The organism is Pseudomonas cimarronensis (assembly GCF_049331905.1).
Classification (GTDB): domain Bacteria; phylum Pseudomonadota; class Gammaproteobacteria; order Pseudomonadales; family Pseudomonadaceae; genus Aquipseudomonas.
Genome location: NZ_CP186283.1, coordinates 1714733 through 1731735 on the forward strand (window position 1 = coordinate 1714733; position 17003 = coordinate 1731735).

Below are 17003 nucleotides of genomic sequence, written 5' to 3' on the forward strand. Positions count from 1 at the left end.
TATTCGTCAGAGTGTCTTTCGACAGGAGTTTGTATGCGTTTCAACCGCATTGTTGTCGCGTTGGCCTTGGGGCTGGTCAGCACCATGGGTGTTGCCGCTGATCCTGATCAGGCCATCCGTAGCACGCTCAAGGCGATTGACCCTGAGCTGCCAATCGAAGCTATTGCCGAGAGCCCGATGACCGGTCTTTATCAAGTTCAGCTGCAAGGTGGCCGCCAGCTGTATGCCAGTGAAGATGGCCAGTTCCTGCTGCAGGGCTACCTGTTTCAGGTCAAGGATGGCAAACCGGTCAACCTGACCGAAGCCGCCGAGAGCAAGGGCGTGGTCAAGCTAATGGAGGCCATTCCTGCTGCTGAAATGGTGGTGTTTGCGCCCAAACAGCCGAAAACCCATATCACCGTGTTCACCGACACCGATTGCGGCTACTGCCAGAAGCTACACAGCGAAGTGCCTGAGTTGAACCGCTTGGGTGTTGAGGTGCGTTATCTGGCCTTCCCGCGTCAGGGGCTGGAAAGTCCGGCGGCCAAGGAACTGTCGAACGTCTGGTGCGCCAAGGATCGTCAGGATGCGATGAATCGTGCGAAAGCCCGTCAGGGTGTGGCTGATGCGCAATGCGACAGCCCGGTCGCCAAGCAGTACGCCCTGGGTCAGATGGTCGGAGTCAGTGGTACGCCGGCCATCGTGCTGGCCAACGGCAAGATCATTCCGGGTTATCAGCCGGCTCCACAGCTGGCGAAAATTGCTCTGGAATCCAAGTGATCCGAGGCTTGCGCCTGATTGACTATTAAACAGCCGCTTCGTATGGTGCGGCTCTTTTTCTACGGCCGGGGCTTGCTCCGGCCGTTTTACGCAGTGCAGATGGGGAGTTCAGTGTGAAACCGGTGAAAGTAGGCATCTGTGGGCTGGGTACCGTCGGTGGCGGTACGTTGAATGTACTGAAGCGAAATGCCGAGGAAATCACCCGGCGCGCAGGGCGCGGTATTGAAGTCGCCCAGATCGCCATTCGCTCGCCCAAGCCGCAGTACGATACGACCGGTATTAGCATCACCAGCGATGTGTTTGAGTTGGTGAACAACCCTGAGATCGACATTGTTATCGAGTTGATTGGCGGTTACACGCTGGCCAAGGAGCTGGTGCTTAAAGCCATCGACAATGGCAAGCACGTGGTCACCGCGAACAAGGCACTGATCGCCGTGTACGGCAATGAAATCTTCGCCAAGGCCCGTGAGAAAGGCGTGATCGTTGCTTTCGAAGCCGCTGTTGCTGGCGGTATCCCGGTGATCAAGGCGATTCGTGAAGGCCTGGCGGCCAACCGCATCAACTGGCTGGCCGGCATCATCAATGGCACGGGCAACTTTATCCTCAGCGAGATGCGCGAAAAAGGCCGTGCCTTTGCCGATGTGCTGGCCGAAGCGCAGGCGCTGGGGTATGCCGAAGCCGATCCGACCTTCGATGTTGAGGGTATCGACGCCGCGCACAAGCTGACCATCCTGGCGTCCATCGCCTTTGGTATCCCGCTGCAGTTCGACAAGGCCTACACCGAAGGCATCACCAAGCTGACCACTGCCGACGTGAACTATGCCGAAGCGCTGGGCTATCGCATCAAGCACCTCGGTGTGGCTCGTCGCACTGACGCCGGTATCGAGCTGCGCGTTCACCCGACGCTGATTCCGGCGGATCGCCTGATCGCCAACGTCAATGGTGTGATGAACGCGGTGATGGTCAATGGCGATGCTGCTGGCAGCACGCTGTTCTACGGTGCTGGTGCCGGCATGGAACCGACCGCGTCTTCGGTCATTGCCGATCTGGTTGACGTTGTGCGTGCACTGACCGCAGATCCGACCAACCGTGTGCCGCACCTGGCCTTCCAGCCGGACTCGCTGTCCGATCATCCGATTCTGCCAATCGAGGCCTGTGAGAGCGCTTATTACCTGCGCATCCAGGCCAAGGACCATCCGGGCGTGCTGGCTCAGGTGGCGAGCATCCTGTCGGCGCGTGGCATCAACATCGAATCGATCATGCAGAAGGAAGCAGAGGAGCAGGACGGCCTGGTGCCGATGATCCTGGTCACGCATCGCGTGCTCGAAGCGCAGATCAACGAGGCCATCAGCGCACTTGAGGCGCTTGAAGATGTGGTCGGCAGCGTTGTGCGTATCCGCGTCGAGCAGCTGAACTAATCCGCTTTTGGTCGCCGCAGCCAGGCTGTGGCGGCTCTTGAAGATTCAACCGAAGGTTTGCCCCTATGCGCTATATCAGTACCCGTGGCCAGGCACCGGCCCTGAATTTCGAAGACGTGCTGCTCGCCGGCCTGGCCAGCGATGGTGGCCTGTATGTGCCGGAAAACCTGCCGCGTTTCACCCAGGAGGAAATCGCTTCGTGGGCCGGCCTGCCGTACCACGAGCTGGCCTTCCGCGTGATGCGCCCGTTCGTCACCGGCAGTATTCCGGATGCGGACTTTAAAAAGATCCTCGAAGAAACCTACGGCGTGTTTGCCCACAACGCCGTCGCGCCGCTGCGTCAGCTCAACGGCAACGAGTGGGTGCTGGAGCTGTTCCACGGTCCAACCCTGGCGTTCAAGGACTTTGCCCTGCAGCTGCTCGGCCGTCTGCTTGATTACGTGCTGGCCAAGCGCAATGAGCGCGTGGTGATCATGGGCGCGACCTCCGGTGATACCGGCTCGGCGGCCATCGAGGGCTGCAAGGCCTGCGAGAACGTCGACATCTTTATCATGCACCCGCACAACCGGGTGTCCGAGGTGCAGCGTCGGCAGATGACCACCATCCTCGGCGACAACATCCATAACATCGCCATCGAAGGCAACTTCGATGACTGCCAGGAAATGGTCAAGGACAGCTTCGCTGACCAGGGCTTCCTCAAGGGCACGCGCCTGGTGGCGGTCAACTCGATCAACTGGGCGCGGATCATGGCCCAGATCGTCTACTACTTCCACGCGGCCCTGCAGCTGGGCGGTCCGGCGCGTTCCATCGCGTTCTCGGTACCGACCGGTAACTTCGGTGACATCTTCGCTGGCTACCTGGCGCGCAATATGGGCCTGCCGATCAGCCAGCTGATCGTCGCCACCAACCGCAACGACATCCTGCACCGCTTTATGAGCGGCAATCAGTACGTCAAGGAAACCCTGCGCCCAACCCTGTCGCCGTCGATGGACATCATGGTCTCGTCGAACTTCGAGCGACTGCTGTTCGACCTGCACGGTCGTAATGGTGCGGCGATTGCCGAGCTGATGGCCACCTTCAAGCAGGGGGGCGGTTTCAGTGTCGATCAGGATCGCTGGATCGAAGCACGCAAGTTGTTCGACTCCCTTGCGGTGGATGATGCGCAGACCTGCGAAACCATCACCGAGGTGTTCAACGAGTGTGGTGAGCTGCTCGATCCGCATACGGCGATCGGCGTGCGTGCCGCCCGTGAGTGCCGTCGCAGCCTGGTTACGCCGATGGTCATCCTCGGTACCGCGCACCCGGTTAAATTTCCGGAAGCCGTGGAGAAGGCCAATGTCGGTCAGGCACCTGCATTGCCGGTGCACCTGGCGGATCTGTTCGAGCGTGAAGAGCGTTGCACGGTGCTGGCCAATGACCTGAAAACCGTACAGGCCTTTGTGGCCCAGCACGGTAACCGCGGCAAACCGCTGTAACGGTCACTGCGTCCACAAAAGAACGGCACCCGCGTGGTGCCGTTTTTTATGGGCGCAGGTTAAGTGCCGAGGCTGAAGGACTGGCGCACGCACAAGGGGCTGAACAACTGGCGTGCCCGGTAGTGGGCAAATTGCAGGCTGTTGACCGGCAGCCAGCGTGGCTGTTCTTCTGCCAGCTCAGCCAGGCGTGCGCGCATCAGGGTGGTGTCTACACGCTGGCGATACAGGCCGAGGGTGATGTGCGCGTGATAGGGGCTTTGCCGCACCTCTTGGCTGTGTTCGCTCAATAAGGTGCGCCAATGCTGCAACTGGCCCGAGGGGTCGCTGACCGGCAAGAAGGCGGCGCTGGCAAAGCTGTCAGGCTGGCCAATCTGTAGTGTCAGCGGGTGGCGAGAAGCGCGTCCGATCGCCTTGAATTGCTGCTGGCGTTGCTGCGTGCTGAAGTCATCATTGCGCCGCGCCTGGCCGCTGATAAAGCCGCAAACAAAGACCGTGATGTGCGCCAGGCGGCGTCCAGGCGGGTGCAGCCAATCGCCAAGTGCATCTTGCAGGTGAGCGATATGTGCCAGCAGGTGTGGGCATTGCACGGGCAATATCCAGGCGGCATAACGGCTTCGCCCCAGATGCCACTCCGGGTAATCACGCTGCTCCGTGATCAGGCTGTGCGCAGGGCTGGTGAGTGGATCGGAAATCAGCACGACTCAAATCGCGCCCTGGCGTTTCAGCTCGGCGATCTGCGCCTCGCTGTAGCCCAGCGCGAGCAGTACGGTTTGGTTGTGTTCGCCGAGAGTGGGGCCGACCCATTCCACTGCACCGGGTGTGTCACTGAGTTTGGGCACGATACCCGGCATTTTGAAGGCCTTGCCGTCAGGCAGCTTGGCCGCCAGCAGCATCTCGCGCGCGAGAAATTGCGGGTCGTGGAACATGTCTTCGGCGCTGAAAATGCGGCTGGCGGGAACGTCGGCCTGATTCAGGGTGGTCAGTACCTGCTCCAGTGGCAGCGAGCCAACCCAGCGGTCGATCACGCCATACAGCTCATCGCGTCGCGCATCGCGGCCGTCATTGCTGGCCAGTGTCGCATCGTCGGCCAGATCCTGGCGGCCGATGGCCTGCATAAAACGTTTGAAGATCGCATCACCGTTGGCGCCGATCTGGATATGTTTGCCGTCTGCACTGGTGTGGATGGATGAGGGTGTGATGCCGGGCATGATGTTGCCGGTGCGCTCGCGGATAAAACCGAACACGTCGAACTCCGGCACCATGGACTCCATCATGGCGAAGATCGCCTCATACAGCGCCACGTCCACCATCTGACCGCTGCCGCCGTTCACTTCGCGGTGACGCAACGCCATCAGCGCGCCGATCACGCCCCATAGCGCGGCAATTGAGTCGCCAATGCTGATGCCGGTGCGCACTGGCGGGCGATCCTCGAAGCCGGTGATATAGCGCAGCCCGCCCATGGACTCGCCGACTGCGCCGAAGCCTGGCTGATCCTTCATTGGGCCGGTCTGGCCGAAACCGGACAGGCGCACCATAACTAGCTTGGGATTGAGTGCATGCAGCACCTCCCAGCTCAAACCGAGCTTTTCCAGTACGCCGGGACGGAAGTTCTCAATCAGAATGTCCGCCTCGCTGAGCAGTTTCTTCAGCACTTCGCGCCCGGCCTCATGCTTGAGGTTGAGGGTGATCGACTGCTTGTTACGCGCCTGTACAAACCACCACAGCGACGTGCCCTCGTAGAGCTTGCGCCACTTGCGCAGCGGATCACCACCATCCGGTGACTCGACCTTGATCACCTCGGCACCGAATTCAGCGCAAATACGTGAGGCGAAAGGCCCGGCGATCAGGGTGCCGAGCTCGATCACTTTCAGGCCGGTGAGGGGTTTGCTGGGGGTGGTCATTGGCGCTCCGGGTCGGTGGTGATGGCTAAGCCTATTGTATTGGGCGGGTTGCGGCTATTCGTCTGGTCAAGTGCGATCAGGTTGGCGCTTTTGCCTGTGTATTCGGGGTTTGTTGTGCGGTTTAATCTGGGCTGGCGAATGGGATGCGCTTGGTTAAATAACCTGGATGGTTTCTCCTCTGTGTTCTTCCCTTCATCTTCTTTTTTGTCGTCAGTTCCTGGGTGCGCTGGCGTGTGTCTCTGCGCCCGATAATCGTCGTTAAAAATATTACATGTGATCTATTGATGCATTACATGTAAAGGTCTAGTCTGCTGCGCATGGACAATAAAACATCAGCCCATTACCAGCGTCTTTATCGGCAGCGCCTGCGGGAGCAGGGCTTGGTCAAGAAGGAAGTCTGGATATTGCCGGAGCACACGCCGCGACTTTTGGCGTTCGAGCGCAAACTTCGCCAGCCTCAGCTGATGCTGGCTTCGATGGAAAAGGAGGAGGGTATGAGCATGTCGCAGATTTGGACTGCACAGGCGCTGCATGATGCGCTGTCGGCCACGGAGCTGTGTAAGGGTGGGTTGGCCAGCATTGAGTTGATTCAAGGGGCTGATGCCAGCCTGCATGTGACCATGCATGAATATGGCGACCTGCCGCTGTTCATTGCCGTGTTCGGTGAGCAGATCGTGGTTGAAGCGCTGCTTTGGCCGGCAGCGGATGTTGCCGATGCAGCAGCCTTCAACAATGAGGTGCTGCGTACTCACAAGCTGTTTCCGCTGTCTTCGATCAGCCTGGAAACCATGCCTGATGGCCAGTCTTGCTACACCATGTTCGGTGCGCTGAGTTCTGCTTCGACACTGTCGGATGTCGTGTTCGAGATCGAGCTGCTGGCGGACAACGTAATCAAAGCAACCGAAGCCTATGAAGGCTTCCTCAAGGCCGGTGCCTAAAGGAGACATGCGATGAACGTTTGGAGCAAATTGCTGACAGCACTGCGTGGTGGTGCCAACGAAGTGGGCGAGGCTGTGGTGGACGGTCAGGCGCTGCGCATTCTTGATCAGGAAATCCGCGACGCGGACCTTGAGTTGCGTAAATCCAAGGAGGCGTTGGCCGAGATCATGGCCAAGCAGAAGTTGGCGGCAGAGCGCGCCGGGAAAAGTACCGCCAAGGTTGCTGAGTATGAGCAGTACGCACTCAAGGCCCTGGAAGCCGGTGATGAGCCGCTGGCGCGGGAAGTGGCGAGCAAGATCGCCAACCTGGAGGTCGAGTTGGCCAGTGAGCGCGAGCAGGCGGATGGGTATGCCGCCAGTGTGGCGCAACTGCGCAAGGCCGTTACTCAGGCTGAAGCCAATATCAAACGCATGAAACAGCAGGTGGATACAGTCAAAGCCACGGAAAGTGTGCAGAAGGCGCAAATGGCTGTGGCGCAGCGTTATGGCGGCTCTCAGGCCAAGTTGCAAACAGCGGTGGAGTCGCTGGAGCGGATCAAGCAGAAGCAAGCTGAGCGTGCTGCCAAGATGGAAGCTGACGCCGAGCTGGCGGCTGCCGCGAGTGTTGACGACTCACTGGACGCCAAGCTGCGTGCCGCAGGCATTGTGGCTGACAATGGCAGTGCCGATAGCGTATTGGCGCGGCTGAAGGACAAGGCCAAGTCCTGACGTATAGAGGGCTTAACGGCGGTGCATCCAGCGCCGCCGTCTCGACAACAGGGATAGGACAGTCATGGAAATCTTCCTGCAGACGGCATTGTCGTTTCCAACCGTGCTGTTCAGCTTTTTGCTGTGCGTGGCAATCCTTTACTGGTGTGTTGCTGCGTTGGGCATTCTTGAAGTCGATCTGCTCGATATAGAGGCGGATTCGGCACTGGACTCCGTACAACCTGAAGGGCTTGCTGGCTTGCTGCTGCGCCTTGGTCTGAGCGGCGTGCCGGTTACGCTGGTCTTGACCCTGCTGTTCTTCTTCGCCTGGTCGCTCAGTTATTTCATCGAATTACTGCTGCTGCGCCACCTGCCGCTGGGCGTGCTGCGCTATCCACTGGGTGTAATCGTCGCAGGTGCCGCGCTGCTCTTGGCTGTGCCAGTCAGTGCCGTGCTGTGTAAGCCCTTACGCCCTTTGTTTCGCAAGCTGGAGGCGGTCAGCAGTACCTCTGTGCTGGGTCAGACAGCCGTAGTACGCAGTGGTCGGGTGACGCTGAGGCATGGCGAGGCGCTTCTGGAAAATGGCGGTGCTGGGCTGATTTTGCGTGTGCGTGCTGACGATGCGCGTGGTTTCAAACGTGGCGACCGAGTTGTGTTGCTGGAGTACCTGGAGGCGGAACATGCCTACAGGGTCATTACCGAGGACGAGTTCAAGGGCATTTAAGTCCTGACTTTCCCAAGAGAATCAAAGGAGATTGATTGCAATGAGCCTCGAGCTGCTGATGCCCTTCCTGACCGGTGTGGGTCTGTTTTTTCTACTGATCTTCGGTTTTTTCGTCCTGTTCAAGGCCTTCTATATCAAGGTCCCTCAGGGTACGGCGCTGATCGTCAATGACATGTCGTCTACACCCAAGGTGCATTTCACCGGTGCCCTGGTCTATCCGGTGATCTACCTCAAGGAGTTCATGCGCATCTCGCTGATTACCCTGGAAGTGGACCGGCGTGCCAAGGATGGGTTGATCTGCAAGGACAACATGCGCGCCGACATCACTGTGGCCTTCTACCTGCGCGTTAACGAGACCCAGGAAGATGTGCTCAAGGTGGCCAAGGCTATCGGCGTTGACCGCGCCTCGGATCGCGCTGCAGTCAACGAACTGTTCAACGCCAAGTTTTCCGAAGCGTTGAAGACCGTCGGCAAGCAGTTCGATTTCGTCCAGCTGTTCGAGAATCGCCAGGAGTTTCGTGACCGCATCGTTGAGGTGATCGGCAACGACCTTAACGGCTATGTGCTGGAAGACGTGGCTATCGATTACCTGGAGCAGACCTCCAAGTCCTCGCTGGATCCGAGCAATATCCTCGATGCGGCGGGTATCCGTAAGATCACCGAGCTCACTGCTGCGCAGAACGTCATCACCAATGACCTGGAGCGCAACGAAGAGCTGGCGATCAAGAAAAAGAACGTGGAAACCCGCGAGGCGACCCTGGCCCTTGAGCGTCAGCAGGCCGATGCCGAAGCGCGGCAGAAGCGTGAGATCGAAACCATCCGCGCTCGCGAAGAAGCCGAGACCCTCAAAGTCAAGGAAGAGGAGCGCTTGAAGGCCGAGCAGGCGCGTATCACCACCCAGCAGGAGCTGGATATCCGCGCTGAGAACCATCAGCGCGAAGTTGAAGTGGCGCAGCAGAACCGTCAGCGTGCGGTGGTGATCGAGGTGGAAAAAGTCACCCGCGCCAAGGACCTGGAAATCGTCTCCCGCGAGCGCGAAGTCGAGCTGCAGCGCATCGAGAAAGAAAAGGCCCTGGAAGTTGAACGCAAGAATATCGCCGGGGTGATCCGCGAGCGTGTGGCGGTCGAGAAGACCGTGGCCCAGGAAGAAGAACGCATCAAGGAAGTGCGTGAAGTGTCCGAAGCCGACCGGGCCAAACAAGTCATGGTGCTCAACGCCCAGGCCGAAGCCGAGCAGGAGCTGGTACGCCAGGTCAAGCAGGCCGAAGCCGACGAAACTCGTTCCCAACACAAGGCCGTGGAAATCAACAACCTCGCTCAGGCCGAGCTGGAAGCCGCGGCCAAGCAGGCCGAAGCCAAGAAGAAAATGGCCGAAGGTATCGAAGCCGAGCGCGCTGCGCCTGGCCTGGCTGATGCGCGGGTGCGTGAAGTCACCGCCGCCGCCAAGGAGAAGGAAGGCCTGGCCGAAGCCCGTGTGCAGGCAGAGCAACTGATTGCCGAAGCCAAGGGCGAGCAGGAAAAGGGCCTGGCCGAGGCACGGGTGACCGAAGCCAAGGCTGCCGCCAAGGAAAAAGACGGCCTGGCCGATGCCAAGGTGCTGGAAGAGAAACTCGGCGCCCAGGCGCGTGGCGAAGAGCAACTCGGTGCGGCCAAGGCCAAAGCCACCCAGGATCTGGGTATGGCCGAAGCCCACGTGCTGCTGGAGCGCCTGAATGCCGAGGCCGAAGGTCTGGGCAAAAAGTTCGGTGCGCTGGATGCGCTCAGCGACAACGCGCGCCAGCACGAGGAGTTCCGCATGCAGTTGGAAGCGAACTTCGACGAGGCGATGGCCGCCATCGCCGCCAACAAGGACATCGCCAAGGAACAGGCCGAAGTGCTGTCCACTGCGCTGGCCAAGGCGAAGATCGAGATCGTCGGCGGCGAAGGCGACTTCTTCAACTCCTTCGCCAAGTCGTTGTCGGTGGGTAAGGCCATCGAAGGCGTGGTCGGCAAGAGCCCGGTGGTGCAGGACGTGTTGGCCCGCCTGCTCAACGGCCGCGTCGGCGAAAGCAAAACGCCGGCGGCTGTAGACAGCAGCGAGAGCTGAGTATTGGCCGCTAATGGCTCAAGCCAGCGTCTTATGCATACCTTGGATGTTCTCGGGGGTTGGCGAAAGCCAACTCCTTGAATGGCCCGTTTATCTCTAATTAGGAAGTCTTATGTCGGAACCACGGGATTATCTGGAAATGTCGTTTCGTTCGATCCAGTGCTTTGCCAATGACGGCCGCCTGGACGTGCAGGAGCTGGGTTCGCTACTGGCAGTTGCCGAGCGCGACGGGGTGATTGATGACAATGAGATTCGCGTGCTGAAAAAGATCATTGCGCAGATCAAGCCTGAAGAACTCGATCAGGCAATGCGCGACAAACTGGGCGAGATTGCCCAGAAGATTGGTGCCTAAAAAGGGGCAGGCCATGCGCCTCGCCCATGGGGCTGGCTGAAGCCGCCCCTCGCTTTACCTCACTTTGCTAGCAGACAGCGCAGATTCAGGAAGACCACGATGTCGGATGCTCCAGCCGTAGCCCAGCCACAGGATGTATTGGACAAGGCCGTCGCCGAAGGCGGTGCCTACGAGGTGCTGCACAAGCGCCTGCAGGAGCAAGGCCTGCGCCTGCGGCAGACTACCGAAGCGCTGAACGCTCAGCGTTTGCAGGAGTTTGGCAGCAGCCAGATGGAAGTGGTCGGGCGGGTACGCATCCGCACCGAGAACAACTGCACGGCCCGCGATATTGTCCAGGTCGGCGAGAATCTGCTGTTCGGCTACAACGTGTTCCTCGGCCTGAAAAAGGAAACCCGCGTCGAGGACGTGTTTTCCCTGTATCGCCTGAGCGAGCAGGACGAAGGTTATGAAGCCGAGAGCGTGGCGCTGGCCGACAGCTTTCTCGGCCAGAGCAGCTTCGTTAACGACTTCAACGAGCTCTACACCTATTACAAAAACACCCGCCTGCTGCAACTGCTGGTGCGCGACGGCAAGCTGCTGGCCAGCTTCCAGATCGGCGAGCGGATCAGCGATATCCGGGTGTTCCGCTGGTCGATCGCCGACGGCGGCAAAGAGGTTCGCTATATCGACAACCGTGGCGAGCGCGACATAGCGCTGCCGGCGCCGTTCGATTTCGAGTGGCAGAAAACCTCCCGCGAGATGGTGGTCAATGGCCGCCACCCGCATATGAATATCCTCGACACCCTCTTTGTCGAGACCATCGGCGGTGACCTCACGGTCAAGGTCGAGAACAACACCGAAGACGGCCTGGGCATCTACCGCGAAACCGTGGTGGACAAGACTCAGTCGCTGGACGACGCGCAGATCGAGTACGCCAAACTCGGCAGCCTGATCCTGTTGAAAGTCCTGCCGTACCGCGAAGAGCAGTGGCGCTACCTGGTGTTCAACAGCCTGACGCGCAAGGTCGAGCGCATCGACGCTATCGGCCAGGCCTGCGTGCAGCTACCGGAAGACCACGGCATCATCTTTCCCGGTGGCTACTACCTGCAGAATGGCGAGTCCAAGGCCTTCGAGCAGCCCATGGCCGGCATGCGCTTCAAGCGCGCGGTGCGCTCGCCCAATGGCGAGGACGTGCAGTACATCTTCTACCACCCGGAAGAAGGCCGCTCGGCGCTGTTCACCTACAACATGATCAACCGCCAGCTGCACAACCCGATCTTCGGCCACGGATTCGCGCGCCTGGAAGACGGGCGCATGGTGATCTTCGCCGCCGAAGGCAGCGAGCCGACGCGCATCCACCCGATGCAGATCTGGCAGACGCCATTTTGCAGTGATGATTTTGCCGCCCGCCAACCGGTGCGCGGCGGCTTCTTCGGGCGCATTGGCAATGCCGAGCTGGTGCGCGGCGTTTCCGACCTGCTGGGCTTGAGTCGCGAGATCGAAACCCCGGAAGTCTCGGTGCAGCGCTACACCCAGCTGTGCCAGAACACTCGCCGTCTGTTCGACGTCTACCACTGGTTGGGCGATGCCCAGTGCCAGGGCATGGCGCCGCTGCTGCGCGAAATCGCTGCTACCGGCGAATTGGTGCTCGACGAGTTCGAGAAGGTCGAGAGTATTCGCCAACAATCGGCGCGCGCCATGGCCGAAGCGGAAACCCGCCAACAGGCGCTGTTGTCCGGCCTGCTGATCGATAGCTGGGACGAAGTGCAGCACTTCGTCGAGGCACTCAACGGCATCAATGCCCAGCGCGGCCAACTGCTGACCATTCGCGACTACCGCTATATCGACGTGGTGCGCATCGACGCCATGGAAACCGAGTTGCTGACGGCCCAGGCGCAGGTTGCGGCCGCCACCTCGGGGTTTCTCGCCAGTAAGGCGGCGCTGGAGCCTTATGTGTTGCAGCTGGCCCAGCTCGATACACAGGCGCAGAAAGCCGAGAGCGTCAGCCAACTGAATGAGCCGCTGGTAGCGCTGCAGGCTATGGCTGGCAACCTGGATATGTTGTCCAGCCTGATGGCCTCGCTGCCAATCGACGACGCCACCCAGCGCACCGCTATCGTCGAGTCGATTTCCGAAGTCTATGCCCGTCTCAACCAGACCAAGGCCCGCGCCGAACAGCGGCGCAAGGGTTTGGGTTCGGCGGAAACCGTGGCGCAGTTCGGCGCCCAGTTCAAACTGTTCAGTCAGGGCATCACCAACGCCCTGGCCATGGCCCAGGACCCGGAGCGTTGCGACGAACAGCTGTCGCGTCTGCTGGTACAACTGGAAGAACTGGAGAGCCAGTTCGGCGATCAGGAACAGTTCCTCGGCGACATTCTGGCCAAGCGCGAAGAACTGCTGGAAACCTTCGAGGCGCACAAACAGGCGCTGCTCGATGAACGTCAACGCAAGGCTCAGGGCCTGCTCGACGCCGCGCGGCGGATTCTGGAAAGCCTCAGTCGGCGCACCGCGCGCCTGACCCAGCCGGATGAGCTGAACGCCTTCTTTGCTTCTGATCCGTTGATTCTCAAGCTGCGCGAACTGGCCGAGCGCTTGCGCGAGCTGAAGGACAGCGTCAAGGCCGAGGATATCGAGTCGCGCCTCAAGGCCGCCCGCGACCAAGCGGTACGCAGCTTGCGCGACAAGAGCGAGTTGTTCGAGGAAGGCGGCAACGTCATCAAGCTCGGCCCGCGCCACCGCTTCAGCGTCAACACCCAGGAGCTGGACCTGACCCTGATGCCGCGTGGCGATCAGCTCTACCTGCACCTGACCGGCACCGAATTCCTCGAGCCGCTCCAGAACACCGAACTGGAAGCGCTGCGCGACTATTGGCAGGTGTCCCTGGAGTCCGAGTCCGCGACGCTGTACCGCGCCGAATACCTGGCCGGCGAAGTGCTGGCGGCGGCTGATGCCGGCCGCGATGGCCTTAGCCTGGATCTGCTCAAGCAACAGCTGGCGCAGCCGGATGCACTGATCAAGAGCATTCGCGACTTCGCCGCGCCGCGTTACAAGGAAGGCTACGAGAAGGGCATTCACGACCACGATGCGGCCTTGATCCTCACCCAATTGTTGCCGCTGCGCGACAGTGCCGGGTTGCTCAGTTACGGCGCCTTGCCGCGTGGCTTCGCCAGCTTTTTCTGGGGCCAGACGCAGCCTCGTGACGACGCCAAACAATGGCCGCAGCGCGCGCGCAGTGCCCGGCATATCCAGCAGTTGTTCGGTCAACGCGACAGCCTGTTGCAGCTGCAGGCGGAAATTGCCGAAGCCATGGCCGGCTATAGCGCCCAGCAGGGCATAAGCCTGACTCCGGCGACGCTGGCAGAGGCGGCGGAATACCTGGTGCAGGAACTGGCCGCTGAACGTATCGAGTTCGTCTTCAGCAAATACGCCCGCGAGTTGCTGGCCGGTTTGCAGGCGCGCTTGCAGGCAGCGCATATGTGGGATGTGTATCAGCAGACTCTGGCACAACTGCAGGATCGCCCGGCGGCTCAGTGGGCGCTGGTGGAGAACTGGTTGCGCGGCCTGTGCGCGGCCGGTGAATTCGCCGCGCTCAGCGCCTATGTGCCCGAGGCCGTGGCCTTGAGCCTGCTTGCCGAGGGCGTGCCCAAACGTATCACCGAGGTGGACCTGCGCTTTACCGCCAAAGAGCTGATGGGTGAACACCCGCGTATCAGCGAGCGGCAACTGGTGCTGGCGGTGGACGATTTCTTCGCCCGCCTGCGCGTACACCGCGAGCAGTTCCTGCCCGGTTTGCAGCGCTACCAGGCACTGCGCCAGGAAGTGGTGGCGCGCGAGCGCGAGGCGCTGCGCCTTAACGAGTTCAAGCCCAAGCCGCTCAGCTCCTTCGTGCGCAACAAGCTGATCAACGATGTCTATCTCGGCGTGATCGGCGACAACCTGGCCAAGCAGATGGGCACCGCCGGGGAGAACCGCCGTTCGGACCTGTCCGGCTTGCTGATGCTGATTTCGCCGCCGGGTTACGGCAAGACCACCTTGATGGAGTACGTCGCCCACCGCCTCGGGCTGATCTTTATGAAGATCAATGGCCCGGCGCTGGGTCACGAAGTGCGCTCCCTGGACCCAGCCCAGGCGCCGGACGCCACCTCACGCCAGGAGCTGGAAAAACTCAACCTGGCGCTGGAGATGGGCAACAACGTGATGCTCTATCTCGACGATATCCAGCACACTCACCCGGAATTTCTGCAGAAATTTATCTCGCTGTGTGACGGTACACGGCGTATCGAAGGCGTGTGGAAGGGGCGCACCCGCACCTACGACATGCGTGGGCGCAAGTTCTGCGTGATCATGTCCGGCAACCCCTATACCGAGTCCGGCGACGTGTTCAAGATCCCGGATATGCTGGCCAACCGTGCCGACATCTATAACCTCGGCGACACCCTGGGCGGCATGCAGGAAGCCTTCGCGCTGTCCTACATCGAGAACGGCCTGACCTCCAACCCGGTGCTGGCGCCGCTGGCCACCCGCGATATGGCCGATGTCTATCGCTTCGTCGCCAAGGCCGAGGGCAAGCCGTTCTCCAGCAATGAACTGAGCCACAGCTACAGCGCCGCCGAGGTCAATGAAATCGTCACCACCTTGCAGCGCCTGATGCAGGTGCGCGACGTGGTCGGCCGGGTCAACCAGCAGTACATCGCCAGCGCCGCCCAGGCCGATCAGTACCGCACCGAGCCGCCGTTCAAGTTGCAGGGCAGCTACCGCAATATGAACAAGATGGCGGAGAAGATCAGCGCGGTGATGAACGATGCCGAGGTGCTGCAGCTGATTGCCGATCACTACCAGGGCGAATCTCAGTTGCTCACTACTGGTGCCGAAGAGAACCTGCTCAAGCTCGCCGAGTTGCGCGGCAATATGACCGACGTACAAGCCGAGCGCTGGACGCAGATCAAACGCGACTTTATGCGCAACAAGGCCATGGGCGGCAGCGACACCGATGTCGGCGGGCGGGTGGTAGCGCAGCTCAATGATCTGGTCGAGGGCGTGCGCGGCCTGGCCAAGTTGGCGCCGGGTGAACAACCCGCCGTACCGACTATCCCCTGGGCCGAGCTGCTCGCTGGCTTGGATAATCTGGGCAAGCTGCGTCCGCAGGTGGAGGTGATCACGCCGCCACAACCAGCGGTGCAGAAGGTGCTGGAGAGCCTGGCCGACAGCCTGCAGAACAGCTTTCTTCCGTTGATCCACGCCATGGATAAGAAGATCGATATCGACCTGCGCACCCACAACCGCATGCTGGAAATCTCCACCCAGCTGCGTGATCTGGGCGAGCAACTGGGCCATGAACAGCGCCTGGGCGGCGATAGCGAAAGCGAAACGCCATGAAGGCCGGGCTGTTGCCACGCGTGCAGCTGTTGCTGGGTATTGCCGCAGTGATGCTGGTGCTACAGCTGGGTAACAGCCTGAGTGGTTACAGCCTGAATATCTGGGGCGTGATACCGCGGCGGCTTGAGTCATTGCCGGGCGTGCTGTTTGCGCCCTGGCTGCACGGCGGCTGGGGGCATCTGTTGAGCAACCTCAGCGGCCTGCTGGTGCTGGGGCTGCTGGCCCTGCTTGAATCGCGGCGCGACTTTATCCAGGCCAGTCTGTTTATCATCCTCGGCAGCGGGACATTGGTCTGGCTATTCGGCCGCGAAGGCATCCATGTCGGCGCCAGCGGCTGGTTATTCGGCTTGTGGGCATTGCTGCTGGCGCGGGCCTGGTTCCGCCGCAGCTGGCTTGACCTGCTGCTGGCGGTGCTGGTGTTCTTTCTGCACGGTGGTTGGTTTTTTGGTCTGTTGCCGCAGCAGGGCGTTTCGTTTGAATATCATCTGGCCGGCGCATTGTGCGGTGGGCTCTATGCGGCCTGGCGCTATACGCCTCGTTCGCGACACGGAGGTTAAATGGATTTCAATCGTCTCGATCAGCAGCTGCGCGACAGCCTGGCCGATCTGCGTCTGAGCAATGAGGAACGTGATGAGCTGCGCCAGCTGGGCAGTGACCTGGGCCAGGATCAGGTGCGCTATCTGCGTAACCGTGCCTTTGCCCTGGTGCGTGAACTGGTGCAGGCCGATTTGAACAATAGCGAGCCGGCGCTGAAATGGCTGGAGCAGGTGGTCAAGACCCTCGACGCCAGCAGCAGTCCACCGCGTCCGGCGTTGGCCAGCGCGCACTTCAGCCCCGGTGATGATTGCCTGCGCAAGATTCGCGAGCTTTGCCGGCAGGCGCGCAAGAGCGTGGATATCTGCGTCTACACCATCTCCGATGACCGCCTCAGCGAAGAAATTATCGCCTGCCATCGCCGTGGCATTGCCGTACGGGTGATCAGCGACAATGAAAAACAGTTCGACGAAGGCAGCGATATCCAGCATTTGATCGCCCAGGGCGTGCCGCTGCGCATCGACGACAGCCCGTACCATATGCACCACAAGTTTGCGTTGTTCGACGCTAACCTGTTGCTCAACGGCAGCTTCAACTGGACCCGCAGCGCCAGCACCAGTAACGAGGAAAACCTGCTGGTGACCGATCACGCGTTGCTGGTGGCCAGTTACCGCAGCGAGTTCGACAAGCTCTGGGCGCGCTTCGCCCGCTGAGCGTTCCGGTTCGTGATGGGGCAGCCTTTGCGGTAGACTTGCCGGCTTATTCGAACAGTCA

At 60.5% G+C, this 17003-nt stretch carries 13 protein-coding genes; 11 read left to right on the plus strand and 2 right to left on the minus strand.

The window, feature by feature from the left end:
• The first annotated feature begins 33 nt into the window (after positions 1 to 33).
• The 3 genes from dsbC (at position 34) to thrC (ending at position 3652) form a co-directional block, all read left to right on the plus strand.
• Positions 34 to 759 (plus strand): bifunctional protein-disulfide isomerase/oxidoreductase DsbC, encoded by a 726-nt coding sequence (gene dsbC, locus ACOCLD_RS07965; RefSeq protein WP_422911490.1) that lies wholly within the window; start codon positions 34 to 36, stop codon positions 757 to 759.
• 113 nt (positions 760 to 872) lie between these two features.
• On the plus strand, positions 873 to 2177 hold the full coding sequence (locus tag ACOCLD_RS07970; RefSeq protein WP_422911491.1) for a homoserine dehydrogenase: 1305 nt from the start codon (positions 873 to 875) through the stop codon (positions 2175 to 2177).
• Between the two features lie 65 nt (positions 2178 to 2242).
• On the plus strand, positions 2243 to 3652 hold the full coding sequence (gene thrC / locus ACOCLD_RS07975; protein WP_422911492.1) for a threonine synthase: 1410 nt from the start codon (positions 2243 to 2245) through the stop codon (positions 3650 to 3652).
• A 59-nt stretch (positions 3653 to 3711) separates the two neighbouring features.
• Here the strand turns inward: thrC and ACOCLD_RS07980 are convergent, their stop codons facing one another.
• Together ACOCLD_RS07980 and ACOCLD_RS07985 are read right to left on the minus strand one after the other, a co-directional pair.
• Entirely contained in the window at positions 3712 to 4350 is a 639-nt protein-coding gene (locus ACOCLD_RS07980) for a hypothetical protein (RefSeq protein WP_422911493.1), read from the minus strand.
• A 3-nt stretch (positions 4351 to 4353) separates the two neighbouring features.
• Positions 4354 to 5553, minus strand: a complete 1200-nt coding sequence (locus ACOCLD_RS07985) for a CaiB/BaiF CoA transferase family protein (RefSeq protein WP_422911494.1) — start codon at positions 5551 to 5553, stop codon at positions 4354 to 4356.
• 317 nt (positions 5554 to 5870) lie between these two features.
• On the opposite strand from ACOCLD_RS07985, the gene ACOCLD_RS07990 reads away from it, so the two are divergent.
• From ACOCLD_RS07990 to ACOCLD_RS08025, 8 genes are all read left to right on the plus strand, one after another.
• The gene (locus tag ACOCLD_RS07990; protein ID WP_257777389.1) at positions 5871 to 6491 is read left to right on the plus strand and encodes a YjfI family protein; all 621 of its coding nucleotides are present in this window, start codon (positions 5871 to 5873) and stop codon (positions 6489 to 6491) included.
• A gap of 12 nt (positions 6492 to 6503) precedes the next feature.
• Entirely contained in the window at positions 6504 to 7199 is a 696-nt protein-coding gene (locus ACOCLD_RS07995) for a PspA/IM30 family protein (protein WP_422911495.1), read from the plus strand.
• Between the two features lie 64 nt (positions 7200 to 7263).
• Positions 7264 to 7902, plus strand: coding sequence for a hypothetical protein (locus ACOCLD_RS08000; protein ID WP_422911496.1), 639 nt, complete (start codon positions 7264 to 7266; stop codon positions 7900 to 7902).
• A gap of 40 nt (positions 7903 to 7942) precedes the next feature.
• Positions 7943 to 9988, plus strand: a complete 2046-nt coding sequence (locus ACOCLD_RS08005; RefSeq protein ID WP_257777392.1) for a flotillin family protein — start codon at positions 7943 to 7945, stop codon at positions 9986 to 9988.
• A gap of 112 nt (positions 9989 to 10100) precedes the next feature.
• Positions 10101 to 10340, plus strand: coding sequence for a hypothetical protein (locus ACOCLD_RS08010; protein WP_422911497.1), 240 nt, complete (start codon positions 10101 to 10103; stop codon positions 10338 to 10340).
• Positions 10341 to 10439: 99 nt separating this feature from the next.
• On the plus strand, positions 10440 to 15695 hold the full coding sequence (locus tag ACOCLD_RS08015; protein WP_422911498.1) for a DNA repair ATPase: 5256 nt from the start codon (positions 10440 to 10442) through the stop codon (positions 15693 to 15695).
• Complete coding sequence (locus ACOCLD_RS08020) at positions 15692 to 16252, plus strand: rhomboid family intramembrane serine protease (protein ID WP_422911499.1); 561 nt, start codon at positions 15692 to 15694, stop codon at positions 16250 to 16252. The genes ACOCLD_RS08015 and ACOCLD_RS08020 overlap by 4 nt, the downstream gene beginning before the upstream one ends.
• Positions 16253 to 16942 (plus strand): phospholipase D-like domain-containing protein, encoded by a 690-nt coding sequence (locus ACOCLD_RS08025; RefSeq protein WP_392540317.1) that lies wholly within the window; start codon positions 16253 to 16255, stop codon positions 16940 to 16942. It begins immediately after the preceding gene.
• Positions 16943 to 17003: the final 61 nt, after the last annotated feature.

Bases quoted from the DNA above. Each gene is read 5' to 3' on its own strand.
- thrC (WP_422911492.1), top strand. From the start codon at position 2,243: ATGCGCTATATCAGTACCCGTGGCCAGGCACCGGCCCTGAATTTCGAA.
- ACOCLD_RS08025 (WP_392540317.1), top strand. From the start codon at position 16,253: ATGGATTTCAATCGTCTCGATCAGCAGCTGCGCGACAGCCTGGCCGAT.
- ACOCLD_RS08000 (WP_422911496.1), top strand. From the start codon at position 7,264: ATGGAAATCTTCCTGCAGACGGCATTGTCGTTTCCAACCGTGCTGTTC.
- dsbC (WP_422911490.1), top strand. From the start codon at position 34: ATGCGTTTCAACCGCATTGTTGTCGCGTTGGCCTTGGGGCTGGTCAGC.
- ACOCLD_RS08015 (WP_422911498.1), top strand. From the start codon at position 10,440: ATGTCGGATGCTCCAGCCGTAGCCCAGCCACAGGATGTATTGGACAAG.
- ACOCLD_RS07995 (WP_422911495.1), top strand. From the start codon at position 6,504: ATGAACGTTTGGAGCAAATTGCTGACAGCACTGCGTGGTGGTGCCAAC.
- ACOCLD_RS08005 (WP_257777392.1), top strand. From the start codon at position 7,943: ATGAGCCTCGAGCTGCTGATGCCCTTCCTGACCGGTGTGGGTCTGTTT.
- ACOCLD_RS08020 (WP_422911499.1), top strand. From the start codon at position 15,692: ATGAAGGCCGGGCTGTTGCCACGCGTGCAGCTGTTGCTGGGTATTGCC.
- ACOCLD_RS07990 (WP_257777389.1), top strand. From the start codon at position 5,871: ATGGACAATAAAACATCAGCCCATTACCAGCGTCTTTATCGGCAGCGC.
- ACOCLD_RS07985 (WP_422911494.1), bottom strand. From the start codon at position 5,553: ATGACCACCCCCAGCAAACCCCTCACCGGCCTGAAAGTGATCGAGCTC.
- ACOCLD_RS08010 (WP_422911497.1), top strand. From the start codon at position 10,101: ATGTCGGAACCACGGGATTATCTGGAAATGTCGTTTCGTTCGATCCAG.